Source organism: Collimonas sp. (genome assembly GCF_039923675.1).
Lineage (GTDB): Bacteria > Pseudomonadota > Gammaproteobacteria > Burkholderiales > Burkholderiaceae_D > Collimonas.
The window spans coordinates 12361-25788 of record NZ_JBDTCG010000081.1 but is presented as its reverse complement, the minus strand read 5'-3'; the positions used below and the strand labels follow the sequence as shown (position 1 = coordinate 25788).

At 60.4% G+C, this 13428-nt stretch carries 7 protein-coding genes; 5 read left to right on the top strand and 2 right to left on the bottom strand.

Annotated features, from left to right (window positions below; translation table 11 throughout):
• Positions 1–6 precede the first annotated feature (6 nt).
• The 4 genes from ABI171_RS17685 to ABI171_RS17670 are packed head-to-tail and all read left to right on the top strand — an operon-like array spanning position 7 to position 5930.
• The gene (locus ABI171_RS17685; protein WP_348093849.1) at positions 7–3228 is read left to right on the top strand and encodes an efflux RND transporter permease subunit; all 3222 of its coding nucleotides are present in this window, start codon (positions 7–9) and stop codon (positions 3226–3228) included.
• 35 nt (positions 3229–3263) lie between these two features.
• On the top strand, positions 3264–4793 hold the full coding sequence (locus tag ABI171_RS17680) for an efflux transporter outer membrane subunit (protein WP_348093848.1): 1530 nt from the start codon (positions 3264–3266) through the stop codon (positions 4791–4793).
• A gap of 56 nt (positions 4794–4849) precedes the next feature.
• Positions 4850–5281, top strand: a complete 432-nt coding sequence (locus ABI171_RS17675; RefSeq protein ID WP_348093847.1) for an EamA family transporter — start codon at positions 4850–4852, stop codon at positions 5279–5281.
• Between the two features lie 16 nt (positions 5282–5297).
• Positions 5298–5930, top strand: a complete 633-nt coding sequence (locus ABI171_RS17670) for a dual specificity protein phosphatase family protein (RefSeq protein ID WP_348093846.1) — start codon at positions 5298–5300, stop codon at positions 5928–5930.
• On the opposite strand, the gene pabB is transcribed toward ABI171_RS17670, so the two are convergent.
• A complete protein-coding gene (pabB, locus tag ABI171_RS17665; RefSeq protein WP_348093845.1) occupies positions 5925–7814 on the bottom strand; it encodes an aminodeoxychorismate synthase component I in 1890 nt (629 codons plus the stop codon). The two genes, ABI171_RS17670 and pabB, sit on opposite strands and share 6 nt — an antisense overlap.
• A 167-nt stretch (positions 7815–7981) precedes the next feature.
• Between pabB and ABI171_RS17660 the strand changes: the two genes are divergently transcribed.
• Positions 7982–9376 carry an MFS transporter gene (locus ABI171_RS17660; RefSeq protein WP_348093844.1) on the top strand — a complete coding sequence of 465 codons (1395 nt, stop codon included), beginning with the start codon at positions 7982–7984 and terminating at the stop codon, positions 9374–9376.
• Positions 9377–9392: 16 nt separating this feature from the next.
• Here ABI171_RS17660 and ABI171_RS17655 read toward each other — a convergent pair whose 3' ends face one another.
• Positions 9393–13421: a translocation/assembly module TamB domain-containing protein gene (locus tag ABI171_RS17655; RefSeq protein WP_348093843.1), complete on the bottom strand. Its 4029-nt coding sequence runs from the start codon at positions 13419–13421 to the stop codon at positions 9393–9395.
• Positions 13422–13428 lie beyond the last annotated feature (7 nt).

Genomic DNA, 13428 nt, shown 5'->3' with positions numbered 1-13428 from the left:
GCCAGCATGAATATATCGCGTCCCTTTATTGAACGCCCGATCGCCACCACCTTACTGACCATCGGTGTGGCGCTGGCCGGCATGGTGGCGTTCCGGCTGTTGCCTGTATCGCCCTTGCCGCAGGTAGATTTCCCGACCATCTCGATCTCGGCAGGTTTGCCGGGGGCTAGTCCCGAAACCATGGCCGCCACCGTGGCGACGCCGCTGGAGCGCGCGCTAGGATCGATTGCCGGGGTCACCGAAATGACCTCGTCGAGCTCGCTCAGTTCGACCCGCATCACCATGCAGTTCGACCTCAGCCGCGACATCGACGGCGCTGCCCGCGACGTCCAGGCTGCGCTCAACGCCGCCCGCAACCTGCTGCCAACCGGCTTGCCCAGCAATCCGAGCTATCGCAAGGTCAATCCGGCCGACGCGCCGGTCATGATCCTGTCGCTGACCTCGGACAGCATGACGCAAGGCCAGATGTATGACGCCGCCGACACCATCCTCGCGCAAAAACTGTCGCAGGTGGCCGGTATCGGCCAGGTCAGCGTCGGCGGCAGTTCGCAGCCTGCGGTGCGGGTCGAGCTGAATCCGACCGCACTCAACAAATACGGTATCGGCAGCGCTGACGTCCGTACCGCGATCGCCGCCACCAACGCCAACCGGCCCAAGGGCGTGCTGGAAGACGGCGACAAGAACTGGCAGATCTACGCCAACGACCAGGCCAAGACCGCCGCCGAATACATGCCGCTGATCGTCGCCTATCGCAACGGCGCAGCGGTAAGGGTGAGCGATGTCGCCACGGTGATCGATTCGGTCGCCAATGTGCGCAACGCCGGCTCGGCCAACGGCAAGCCGTCAGTGCTGGTGATCCTGAACCGCCAGCCGGGCGCCAACATCATCGAAACCGTCGACGCTGTGCGCGCCCTGTTGCCGCAGCTGCGGGCCTCGATCCCTGCCGCCATCAATCTCGACGTGGTGCTGGACCGAACGCCAACCATCCGCGCCTCCCTGCACGATACCGAAAAAACCCTGCTGATATCGATCGCGCTGGTGATCATGGTGGTGTTCCTGTTCCTGCGCAACGGCCGCGCCACCCTGATTCCCGCAGTAGCGGTGCCGATCTCGCTGATCGGCACTTTCGGCGTCATGTATTTGCTCGGCTACAGTCTCGACAACTTGTCCCTGATGGCGCTGACGATCGCCACCGGCTTCGTGGTGGATGATGCGATCGTGGTGCTGGAAAACGTCTCGCGCCACATTGAAGCAGGCAAGAAGCCGTTTGCCGCCGCCCTGCTGGGCGCCAAGGAAGTCGGCTTTACGGTGCTGTCGATGAGTATTTCGCTGATCGCGGTGTTTATCCCTATCCTCTTGATGGGCGGGATTGTAGGCCGCCTGTTCCGCGAATTTGCGGTTACCTTGTCGGTGGCGATCCTGGTGTCGTTGTTAGTGTCGCTGACCACCACGCCGATGATGTGTGCGCGCTTGCTGAAACATGAACCGCATCGCAAGCAAGGACGGTTTTTCAATGCCACCGAGCGCGCCTTCGACGCCATGCTGCGCGGTTACGAAAAATCGCTGGCATGGGCCTTGCGTTTTTCACCATTGATGATTCTGATCCTGGTCGGCACCATCTTTTTGAACGTGTATTTATATGTGGTCATTCCCAAGGGCTTTTTCCCGCAGCAGGATACCGGCCTGGTAATAGGCGGCATCCAGGGCGACCAGTCGATTTCGTTCCAGTCGATGAAGGTCAAGCTGAATGAATTTGTCGACATCGTCCGCAAGGATCCGGATGTGCAGAGCGTGATCGCCTTCACCGGCGGCGGCCAGAGCAACCGCGGCAACATGTACATCACGCTCAAGCCGCTGACGCAGCGCAAGCTCACTGCCGATCAGGTCATCGCCCGCTTGCGCGGCAAGCTCGGCCATGTACCCGGCGCCAATCTGTTCATGCAGTCGGTGCAAGATATCCGGGTCGGCGGCCGCTCCAGCGACGCCCAGTACCAGTACACCTTGCAAGCCGACGACCTCAATGAATTGCGGAGCTGGGAACCGAAAATTCGCGATGCCATGTCCGCCTTGCCGCAACTGGCGGACGTCAATACCGACCAGCAAGACAAGGGCTTGCAAACCACGCTCACCATCGACCGCGAAACCGCGATCCGCAGCGGCGTCACGCCGCAGCTGATCGACTCGACCCTGAACGATCTGTTCGGCCAGCGCCAGGTATCGACCATCTACAGCGGCATGAACCAGTATCACGTGGTGATGGAAGCTGCGCCGCAGTACTTGCAAAGTCCGCAAATCCTGCATGACACCTACGTCAGCATTCCTGCCAGCACAGCCAACCTGTCGCCCACCACCTCGGCGCTAGGCACGCCGCCGGCATTGACCGCAGGCGGCAAGCTGGCGTCCAATTCTTCGCTGGCGCTGACCTTATCCACCGCTGCCGAGCGGCAGATGCCGCTGGCGGCGTTTTCCAGCTTCCAGCCGACCAGTACCTCGCTTGCAGTCAATCATCAGAACCAGTTCATCGCCTCCACCATTTCCTTCAACCTGCCGCCTGGCGTGTCGCTGTCCGAAGCAACGCTGGCGATTAACGATGCCATGGCGCGGATCGGCGTGCCGACCTCGGTGCATGGCAGTTTCCAGGGTACCGCCGGCGCCTCGCAGTCATCCCAGAGCGGCCAGCCGATGCTGATCCTGACGGCGCTGCTGGCGGTCTATATCGTGCTCGGCGTCTTGTATGAAAGCTATGTGCATCCAATCACGATTCTCTCGACCCTGCCGTCGGCCGGCGTTGGCGCCCTGCTGGCATTGCTGGCGACCGGCACCGATTTCACCCTGATCGCCCTGATCGGCGTGATCCTGCTGATCGGTATCGTCAAGAAGAACGCCATCATGATGATCGACTTTGCGCTGCATCTGGAGCGCGAACAGGGACTGTCGCCGCGCGATTCGATTTTCGAAGCCTGCAAGCTGCGCTTCCGGCCGATCATGATGACCACCATGGCGGCCATGCTGGGCGCCTTGCCGCTGGCGCTGGGCGCGGGCGACGGCGCCGAACTGCGACGGCCGCTGGGTATCGCGATTGTCGGCGGCCTGATCATGAGCCAGTTGCTGACCTTGTATACGACACCGGTGGTGTACCTGTACCTGGACCGCTTCCGCCTGTGGAGCAAAGACCAATGGGAACGGCGCGGCGGCAGGCCGGCGCCGGATGTAGCTGAAGCGGTGTAAGCCAAAGACACGACAAGACTATCAACGGATCTGACATGAATCACACGCATACCCACATGCACACGCAAGCACATACGCATAAAACCCTGTTGGCGGCGGCTGTCGCAGCGCTGCTGCTGAGCGCCTGCGCCGTCGGCCCTGATTATGTGCGGCCGGCCACTGCCGAGCCGACCGCCTTCAAGGAAAACAAAGATTGGAAAACCGCGACGCCGAAAGACCAGGAATTGCGCGGAAAGTGGTGGGAAATCTATCAGGATCCGCAACTGAACAGTCTGATAGAACAGGTCAACGTCTCAAATCAAAACCTGCTGCAAGCTGAAGCCCAATTCCGCCAGGCCGCAGCGCTGGTGCAGTCTGCCAGAGCGGCTTACCTGCCGACGGTATCGGCCAGCGTGTCTGCCACCCGCTCCGGCGGCGGCCGCAATAGCAATAGCAGTAGCGTTAGCAATACGGCGAATGGCGGCGGCTCGGTATCGAACAGCTTCTCGCTCGGCCCTAGCATCAGTTGGGAGCCGGATCTGTGGGGCCGTATCAGCCGTACGGTGGAGGCGAATCAAGCCACGGCCCAGGCCAGCGCGGCGGATCTGCAGGGAATCAAGCTGAGCGCCCAGGCCACGCTGGCGCAAGATTATCTGCAGTTGCGGGTTCTCGACGCCCAGCAAAAGCTGCTCGACGATACCGTCGCCGCCTATCAGAAATCGTATCAGCTCACGCAGAACCAGTATGCGGTTGGCGTGGTCGCCAAATCCGATGTCATCCAGGCGCAAACCCAGCTCAAAGGCGCACAAGCGCAGGCGCTGGACAATGGTGTGTTGCGCGCCCAACTGGAGCACGCGATTGCCATGCTGAGCGGGCAGCCTGCATCGACTTTCTCGATTGCGCCTGCCGCCATGGTGGCAGTGCTGCCGGATATTCCGGTCGGCGTGCCATCAGCCTTGCTGGAACGTCGCCCGGATATCAGCGGCGCAGAGCGCCGCGCGGCGGCAGCCAATGCACAAATCGGCGTCGCCAAGGCGGCCTATTTCCCGAATCTGACCCTGTCGGCTTCCGGCGGCTTCCAGAGCAACAGCTTCTCCAACTGGCTGACCGTTCCGAACCGCATCTGGTCGCTCGGACCGGCGCTGGCGGCAACCTTGTTTGACGGCGGCGCACGGCGCGCCCAAAGCGACCAGGCGATTGCCGGCTTCGACGCCAGCGTGGCCGCGTACAAGCAAACTGTGTTGACCGGCTTCCAGGAGGTCGAAGATAATCTGGCGGCCTTGCGTATCCTGGAAAAAGAAGCTGCCGTACAGGATGAAACGGTGAAGTCGGCGCGTCTGGCGGTTGAGCTGATTCTCAATCAATACAAATCCGGTCTGGTCAATTACACTAGTGTGGCGACAGTGCAGGCAACCGCACTCAGCGCCGAACGTTCGGCGCTGGATATCCAGAACCGGCGCCTGTCAGCCAGCATTTTGCTGATCAAGGCACTGGGCGGTGGCTGGGACCACGCTGAGCTGCCTGCCAATGCGACACTGAATGACCGCGACGCTACCATCGCCGGCGGCAAGCCGGCGGAGAAATAAACGTATTGCCCGCCGCGGCTTGGCTGGACATGCAAACACGATTACCGGGAGAACACATGAATTTCGGCTCCAGCTGGCAATTATTTGCCCTCGGCTCTGCATTTTTTGCCGGCTTGACGGCAATCTTCGGCAAGTTCGGCGTAGTCGGCATGAACTCGAACTTCGCCACCTTCATCCGCACCGTGGTGATCCTGTTCGTGATCGCCGGCATCGTCACCTTGCGCGACGAATGGCAAAAACCAACACTGGTCGGCGCCTCCAACTGGCTGTTCCTGATTCTCTCGGCCATCGCCACCGGCCTGTCCTGGCTGTGCTATTACCACGCGCTACAGATCGGCCCGATTTCAAAGGTAGCGCCGATCGACAAACTGAGCGTCGCTTTCGCCATTGTGCTGGGCTTGTTGTTTGCCGGTGAACAGCTGACCTGGCCGATCGCCATCGGCGGCTCGCTGATCGTGGCCGGCTCGGTTGTCATCATTGCATTCTGACGCAATGATGATAATCATGTCATACCAACCTGTTCGTATGATCACGTTTCTGCTGATCTTGCTTTGCGCAGCACCTGCTGGCGCAGCGGCGACGGACGCCGTTTCAGATCCCGCCCGACCCTTGCAATGGGCGCAAACCATTGCCGATACGCCGGTTAATAATCTGCATCGCATTACTCCCTTGCTATATCGCAGCGCCCTGCTTTCAAAGACTGATGTGCCGCAACTGCAGAAACTCGGTATCAAGAAGGTCATCAACCTGCGCGCGTTTCATTCCGACAGTGAGATCCTCGCCGGCAGCGGCATCAGCATGCTACGGATTCCGATCAACACCTGGAACATCCGTGACCGGGACATGGTCGCCGCACTCAAGGCGCTGCATGATCTGGAACAGGATGGCCCCGTCCTGATTCATTGCCAGCATGGCGCCGACCGCACCGGGCTGGTGGTCGCACTGTACCGCGTGGTGTATCAGGGCTGGAGCAAGGAACAGGCGCTGGACGAGTTGCAAAACGGCGGTTACGGTTTTCACCCAGTCTGGCAAAATATCAAGCGTTATTTGGTGCAGGTGGATGTGAAAAAAATGCAGCGCGAGGTTCGCAGGCCGCCAACCGCGCCCAACGCAAGCGGAATTCGCGACGACTCATAGCGCCGCCGGCATGATTCCACGCAGCGCATTGCAGACCATGATCTGCTCGGCCGCCAGCAAATCCTCTTTAGTCAAACGCCGCTCCTGAGCATTCCACAGCGGATCATTCAATACGACGCTGCGCATCACACCGGGCAGTACGCCAGCTGTCAGCGGTGGCGTGTACCAGCGCCCTTCCAGCTTGAGAAATACATTGCTGCGCCCGCCTTCAGTCAGCTCTCCGTCCTGGTTGAAAAACAGCATGTCGAAAGCGCCCTCCCGCTGTGCGGATTGCCAGGCTTGATCGTAGCGCTGGCGCACGGTGGTTTTATGCCTCAGGAACAAGTCGTCTTTCTGCGTAGATGTATTTGCAATCAACAATTTTACCGGCGCCTGTGCCTCGAGCGCGGCCAGTACTGCGCTCTCCATGCTTGCAATGCCGCTGGCCGGCAAGCTCAGGCGTAGCCGGTGGGCGCCGGCGGCAAGACCCGCGCAATACTCCTGCAATATTTTACGCAGTCCGGACTCGTCGCAAGGAATACCAAAGTAGCTGGCGGAAGCCTGTAAGCGCCGCAGATGCAAATCCAGGTGTCGGCAACCGTCCGCGCTAGTCGCGTACATGGTTTCAAACAGGGAAAAATCTCCCGATAAACCGGTCAGGAATTTGGCTTTCAATGCGCACTCGGCATATTCTTCTGCCGCCACGCTGTCATGCACAATGCCGGCGCCAACACCCATTTCGCCGCGCCGTATGGCGGCGCCATACTGGCCTTGCGGCGCAGGCGGCGCCAGCCACAAAGTGCGGATCGGCACCGACAAGCAGAAATCGCCAAACTGCCGTCCTGCCGGTTCTGCATCGAACCAGCCGATCGCCCCGGTGTATAACCCACGCGGGTCGGGCTCCAGTTCTTGAATGATTTGCATGGTCCGATACTTGGGCGCGCCGGTAATCGAACCGCAGGGATACAGCGCCTGGATCACGGCGCTGAGACTGATGTCATCCCTTACCTGTGCCTGTACCGTGGAAGTCATTTGCAGCACGGTATTGAACTGGGTCACCTCAAACAATTTTGGCACCCGCACCGAACCGGGAACCGCGATGCGTCCCAGATCGTTGCGCAGCAAATCCACGATCATCAGGTTTTCCGCCAGATTCTTGGGATCTGCGGCGAGGGTGCGGGCGGCCTCACGATCTTGCTGAGCATCGCCACTGGCGGCGGCGGTACCCTTCATCGGGCGCGCCGTCAACAAGCCATCGGCATGCCGCACGAAGAGTTCCGGCGACAACGACAATACCGTCGCGCCATCCGCCAACCGGATCAGACCGCCATAGGGCACCGGCTGCCGGGCCCTGAGTTGCCTGAACAGCGAGATCGGGCTGCCGTAGACATCGAAACGCAAGCGATAGGTGTAATTGACCTGATAGGTATCGCCAGCCTCGATGTAGGCGTGAATCCTGGCGATGGCCTCGGTGAATTCTCGGACGCTGACATTCGGCCGCAGGTTGGCGATGCCGGCGCAGCTGCCCGCTTCAGCCTCAGCGGATTCGCGCCGGGCCAGCCAGGCATCCACCTCGGCATCGCTCAGTAAGCGGCAATCCGTGAATAATAGAATCTGCGCCAGCGGTTGTTGCAGCAGTGGTGCCAGCGTTTGCACCGGCTGTGGCACGGAAATCTGCTGCAGCCCCAGTCCCAGTTCGTAGGCAAACAGCATCACCGCATGCAAGCCATCCCGCAAAGCCTGCTGCATCTGTTCAATCAGCAGAGGCAAGCGGTCCGCCGCAACACATTGCAAACTGCGGACATGGCCGGTGTACAGGCGCGATGAGAGGGAGTCGGCCGCCACAGCGCTGCGGTCATCCAGCAATGCGAAACATTCGGTCGGTGATTGAGACGTGTTGATCATGATTTTTGCAAAAAAAGCCACAGGCAGCGATTACGACAGCCTGCATGCTACCCGATCGGAAGCTTATTGGTTAAAACGTTATAATTATGCCCTTTGTCAGCACAACCGATTTGCACCGGCGCTTGCTTGCCGTAGCGACATTGTTTGCAGCACTCATTCCCGACCCCATGGCTATATCCCGCGTCTTCCTCACCCCGCTGATTGTGGCTTGCGCCTTGTTCATGGAAAACATGGACTCCACCGTGATCGCCACCTCGTTACCGATGATGGCGCATGACATGGGAGAAAGTCCGATCGCACTCAAGTTGGCGATGACTTCCTACCTGGTGAGCCTGGCGGTGTTTATCCCGATCAGCGGCTGGATGGCCGACCGCTTCGGCGCGCGCACCGTATTCCGCAGCGCCATCGGTGTCTTCATGTTGGGATCGATCCTGTGCGGTATGTCGAATACGCTGGCCGAATTCGTCGCCGCCCGCTTCCTGCAAGGGATCGGCGGCGCCATGATGGTGCCGGTCGGCCGCCTGGTGATCTTGCGCACCACATCCAAGGCAGAGCTGGTGCGCGCCCTCAGTTACCTGACTATCCCGGCCTTGCTGGGTCCGGTCATCGGACCGCCTCTGGGCGGTTTCATCACCACCTATTTTCACTGGCGCTGGATTTTTTTCATCAACGTCCCGATCAGCATCCTCGGCATCTACCTGGCGACGCGCTATATCGAAAACCTGCGCAGCGACGACACCGTACCGCTCGACGTGCCCGGTTTCCTGCTCTCTGCGATAGGTTGCTCGGCATTGATGTTCGGCCTGGCCAGCGCCGGCCGTCATCTGGTGGCCGGCGACGTCTCGCTGATCTGCGTGATTGTCGGCAGCATCAGCTTGCTGGTGTATGTCTGGCACGCATTCCGTACCCCGCATCCGCTGATCAACCTGCGCCTGCTGAAAATCCCGACGCTGCGCATGAATGTCTACGGCGGTTCGCTGTTCCGCATCGGCGTCGGCGCTTTGCCGTTCCTGCTGCCGCTGCTGTTCCAGCTCGGCTTCGGCCTGACGCCGTTCCAGTCCGGCCTGCTGACCTGCGCTTCCGCGGCCGGCGCCATCTTCGTCAAAACCATGACCACCAAGGTGCTGAATCGGTTCGGCTTCCGCAGCGTGCTGGTCTATAACACCTTGCTCGGGGCGTTGTCGATGGCGGCTTTTGGCGTGCTGAAAGCGGACACGTCGCACATCGTCATCATCCTCATGCTGCTGCTGGGAGGCTGCGTGCGGTCGATGCAATTCACCAGTCTGAATGCAATTGCCTACGCCGAGATCGACCAGCAGCAGATGAGCCAGGCCACCAGCCTTACCAGCGTCGCCCAGCAACTGGCGATCGGCCTGGGCGTGACTATCGGCGGCTTCGCGCTGCAGATGTCGAATCAGTTGCAGGGGCATGCGACCATCGTCAGCGCCGATTTCTGGCCGGCCTTTTTGCTGATCGCGCTGATCGCCATGGCTTCGCTGCCGTTTGCCTTGAAACTGCAGCCGGATGCCGGCGCCGAAATGTCGGGCCGCCGCGCTGGATAAGCGCTACAACCTGCGCTTAATCGAAGCGCAGGTTGTACAGGACTTCAAGCCCATTGATGGTGCCGCCGCGCATGACCATCGACCAGCGCCGTGAAAATTGCCAGGTCAGCTTCAGGATGCTGGCGGCGCTGGTCAGGCTCTGTTCATAACCGAGATTGATTTTCTCGGTGATCGCCTTACCCAGGTTGACCACCTGTTCGTTTTCGATCCCGGAGTCGCTGGAGCCGATCGAGAATTCGTCGAAGCCGATGCCTTGCGCAATTTTCTTGCCGCCATAATTCCCCAGCAAAGCCAGCGCTTGCCCCGCCGCCTGGCGCTGACCCAACGCAGCGCTGTCGCTGCCATGGCCGAACATCAGCCATGAGAGTTTTTCCTCATCGGCCACATTCGGCTCGGACACCAGCTTGACGCGCAGGTTGGAAGGATTGCCGGTGATTTCCGCACCCGCCTCGACTTCCTGGTTGCGCTTCATCGCCAGGATATTGATGTTCGGGTTATCGATCGCCCCCTGGAAATTGATCAGCCCGCGTTCAATCGCCAGCTTGCGCCCGAATACCTCGTAAGTGCCGCTGGCGACGCGGATCGTACCGGTAGCGCGCAAAGCCTGGTAAGGCTCGCTGCGGACTTGCATGGCGCCGCGCAGCAGTAAATCGGCGCCGCTGCCGCGGAAGCGGAAGTCGTCGCCAAAATCGACTTCAATATTCATTACCGGCGTCGCTCCCCCGGCGGGTTTCTGCGCCGTCTTGGCGAGACGCTCCTGTTCGGTCAACGGCGTCGCCCGCGCCTTCACATCCTTGCGGACGATGACCACGTCGTCACCCAAGGTCGGCGCACTGCTCTTCGGCAGGTCAAACAAGGCCTGATCGATCTTGAACTTGCCATCGACGTGCAATTGCTCTTTCACATTCGCAATCTTGGCCTGGCCGGACAACATCAACTGCCGATCCGGGCTAGCGAACAATTGCAAGCGGTCGGCGATCACACTGGCGGTCAGGTCGGGATTATCATGTCCCAGTTGCAGCCGGCCGGTGGCGCGCACTGTGCCGTCCCCGCCATGGAATTCCAGCTGCTGCAAATCGACCACGTTATCCGCCAGCTTGAGGCGCGCGGTGCCGTCCTTCAATTGAATCCCCTGGTCAAACAGGGTGACTGCAAGCTTGTCGCCATTGACCATACCGGATAATTTCGGCTTGCCCAGCTCGCCACCCAGATTCAAATCCATGCCGATGCTGCCGTCCAGCGCTACCTGCGGCCCGATCAACGCGCCAATCGGCTTCAGTTGCGGCACCCTTAGCGTGGCCTGGCCTGAGAGCGCCGAACTGTCGCTGATGCTCCAGGCGCCATCCGTCTTCTGCAACGCCAGTTGTACCTGAGCCGCCAGCGTACCGATTCTGGAGGCCGCCAGCTGGCTGTCCAGCTTGATGTGATTAGCCTGCAAATCCGCGCGCAGTTTCAGTTCCGACAAACCCAGGCTGACATCGCCACGCCCTGGATTGACGCGCAGATCGCCGCTACGCCGAGTGATTTGCAGGAAACCGCTCATGTTGTCGGCCAGGGAAAAATACCAACTGCTGTCCAATACCAGATCCGTCTTCAACGGCAGTTCCGGGCCGCCAAATTCATGCGCCAGGCTCAGGATGGTCGCCACATTGAGCGCATTGATGGCGCCTGCCGACTGGATCTTGCCGTGATCAAAGCTGAAATTCTTCAAGTCGATCTGCGCATCCGCCACGTTCAAACGGGTAGCACCGAGCAGTACGCGGCCGGCCTCGGCGGTGATCGATAAAGGCGCGACCAGGTTGATGCGCGGAGTGCCCTGGTTTTGCAGTTCGCTGACCTGCCCTTGCCAACCGTAACCGGCTTTGCTTTCGCTGAGCTTTCCTTGCGCCGCCATGGTCACGTGCAAAGGTTTGCCACGCAACTCGCCGCTGCTTTCCAGTTTCAAGGTGTGTGCGCCGTAGCTGCCGCTCAGGTTCAGGTTGAGTTTATCCAGCGCCATGTCGGCGCTATGCAGACCGCGGCCGTCGATCGTCACCGCCAGATGATTGCTGTTCGAATCGAGCTTGGCATTCAAGTCGGCCTGCACATCGGCCTGGCCGGAAAGGCTATCTACGCGATACTCGCCGAACGCCAGCTTCTCGGCACGATAGCTAGCCTGTATGCTCGGCTTTTGCATCGTACCGCCAAGCTGTCCGTCCAGATGCAAAGCGCCAGAGATGCCGAAGCCCAGCCGCTGCAATTCCGGCGCATCGACCTTCAGATTGAGGCGGTCGCCGATGGCGCCGAAACTGCCCTTGGCTTGTACCTGGTTGCCGGCCACCGACAACGCCAGGTCGCTCGGCAGCAAGCGCGTGCCTGCCAAGCTGAGCACGCCGTTGCCGCTCATCGGCAACTGGTCATAGCTGCTGTCGAGGATGGCGAATTTGAGCTTCAGCTTGAGCTCCGGCGTCAGATTGCCGGCGGCGTCGATATCCATGTTGATATTGGCGGTGACTGCTTTTGCGGGAGACTTTGCTGTGGCCGGCTGCTTGCCGGCCCGCGCCACGGTCTTTGCCGGTGCGCTGCTGTTAATCCAGAGGAAAGGATTGAAATCGCGCAAAGTACCTTTCACCGCGTAAGCCATGCCGGCATCAAGGCCGAGGCTGCCGCTGGCGTCGATACGAGCGGTGCCGGCAGCCAGTTGCGCCGTCTTCAGGACGATCTGTTTGGCGTCGATCACCGCTTCCAGCTTTGCCTTGTATGTCGCATCTGCCAGGTTCACACTGATTTGCTGGTTGTCCGGCGTCAGCTTGGCGCTCACTGGCCCGCGCAGTTGCGTCGGTTTCAGCTTGCCATGCAGCGCTTGCAAATCAAGGCCGGCGACATTGAAAGCGAATTCACCGTTATTTTTGTTTTTGCCGTCGCTGTGGTATTCACCCTGGCCGGTAATGCTGGCGTCTTTCACCAGCTTCAATTGCAGCTGCGACAGTTGCTGGGTCCGCGTATCCAGCCGCAATTCGGCGCTGGCGCTGATCAGGGGCAGGCGGTCTTGATCCAAGGCGCCGGCCATGGTGTTGACGATGCGGATCGGGCCGCTCACCGCCAGCGCAGACAAATCGACGTTGGTGGCAGCGGTACTGCCCGGCGGCGCTACCGGCTTCAATGCTGCCTGCAAGCTCAAGTCCGCTTGCGGTGCGCCGCTGCTGAACAGTTTCGGATTGATATGCGCGATGTTCAACTCAACCTGCTGGAATGGAATCGGCGCAAAAGGCGTTGCCGCTATCTTGGCGGTGCCGCTCAATTTATCACCACGCGCATTAAGGTCGACTCCTAGCGCGGCCAGGCTGCCGGACAACACTGCATCCAGCTGGTATTTTTCCTTCTCGTCGCCGTGCTGAAACTCGCCGCCAAGTTCTGCGCCACCGGTCAGCGCGAACGGCTGCACCCCGTTCAGGCTGAGTTTGGCGCTAGCCTTGCCGTAAGGCGTATCGAGCCGCTCCAGCACCAGGTTATGCTGAACCCCATCTGATTCGCCATGCAATTGCAGATGGCTTAGTTCGGTGGTGCTCAAGCCCTGATGCAAGGAAAGCTTATTCAGGGAGATATCGTCCAGCGCCAGTTGCAACGGCAATTTCAAGCTGGCCGGCATCACCGTCGGCGTTGGCGGCGTCGGTTGCAGGCGGGCATCGACAGCGCCGACATGCAGGTAAGCGACTTGCAGCTTCAATGGCGAAAAGCTGAGTCGCCATTTGGCGTCGACACGATCGATCTTGTATTGCTGGGTGGCGTCGCGATACACCAGATTGCGCAGCTGCAGGCCGTCCGCCAGCGTGCCGCCGACAAGCTGGCCGGACAGGTTGCCGTGCAGCGCCCACGTGCTCACCTGCCACAGCGCGCGCGCGCCGGACTCGGTGCGCACGCCAAAGAACAACGCTGCGGACAACAGGATCAGCAACAGCAGCACCGCCGCCAGCGTTCGCCACAGCCAGCTCAAGCGACCGGAAGCAGCGCCCGGATTTGGAGGCGGCGCTGCTGGTTCTGCGGAATTGGCGATAGCTTCGGTCATGCGATCA

What these genes read in the sequence shown, in the direction of transcription:
- ABI171_RS17660 (WP_348093844.1), top strand. Translation starts at nt 7,982, where the DNA reads ATGGCTATATCCCGCGTCTTCCTCACCCCGCTGATTGTGGCTTGCGCC.
- ABI171_RS17680 (WP_348093848.1), top strand. Translation starts at nt 3,264, where the DNA reads ATGAATCACACGCATACCCACATGCACACGCAAGCACATACGCATAAA.
- ABI171_RS17655 (WP_348093843.1), bottom strand. Translation starts at nt 13,421, where the DNA reads ATGACCGAAGCTATCGCCAATTCCGCAGAACCAGCAGCGCCGCCTCCA.
- ABI171_RS17670 (WP_348093846.1), top strand. Translation starts at nt 5,298, where the DNA reads ATGTCATACCAACCTGTTCGTATGATCACGTTTCTGCTGATCTTGCTT.
- ABI171_RS17685 (WP_348093849.1), top strand. Translation starts at nt 7, where the DNA reads ATGAATATATCGCGTCCCTTTATTGAACGCCCGATCGCCACCACCTTA.
- pabB (WP_348093845.1), bottom strand. Translation starts at nt 7,814, where the DNA reads ATGATCAACACGTCTCAATCACCGACCGAATGTTTCGCATTGCTGGAT.
- ABI171_RS17675 (WP_348093847.1), top strand. Translation starts at nt 4,850, where the DNA reads ATGAATTTCGGCTCCAGCTGGCAATTATTTGCCCTCGGCTCTGCATTT.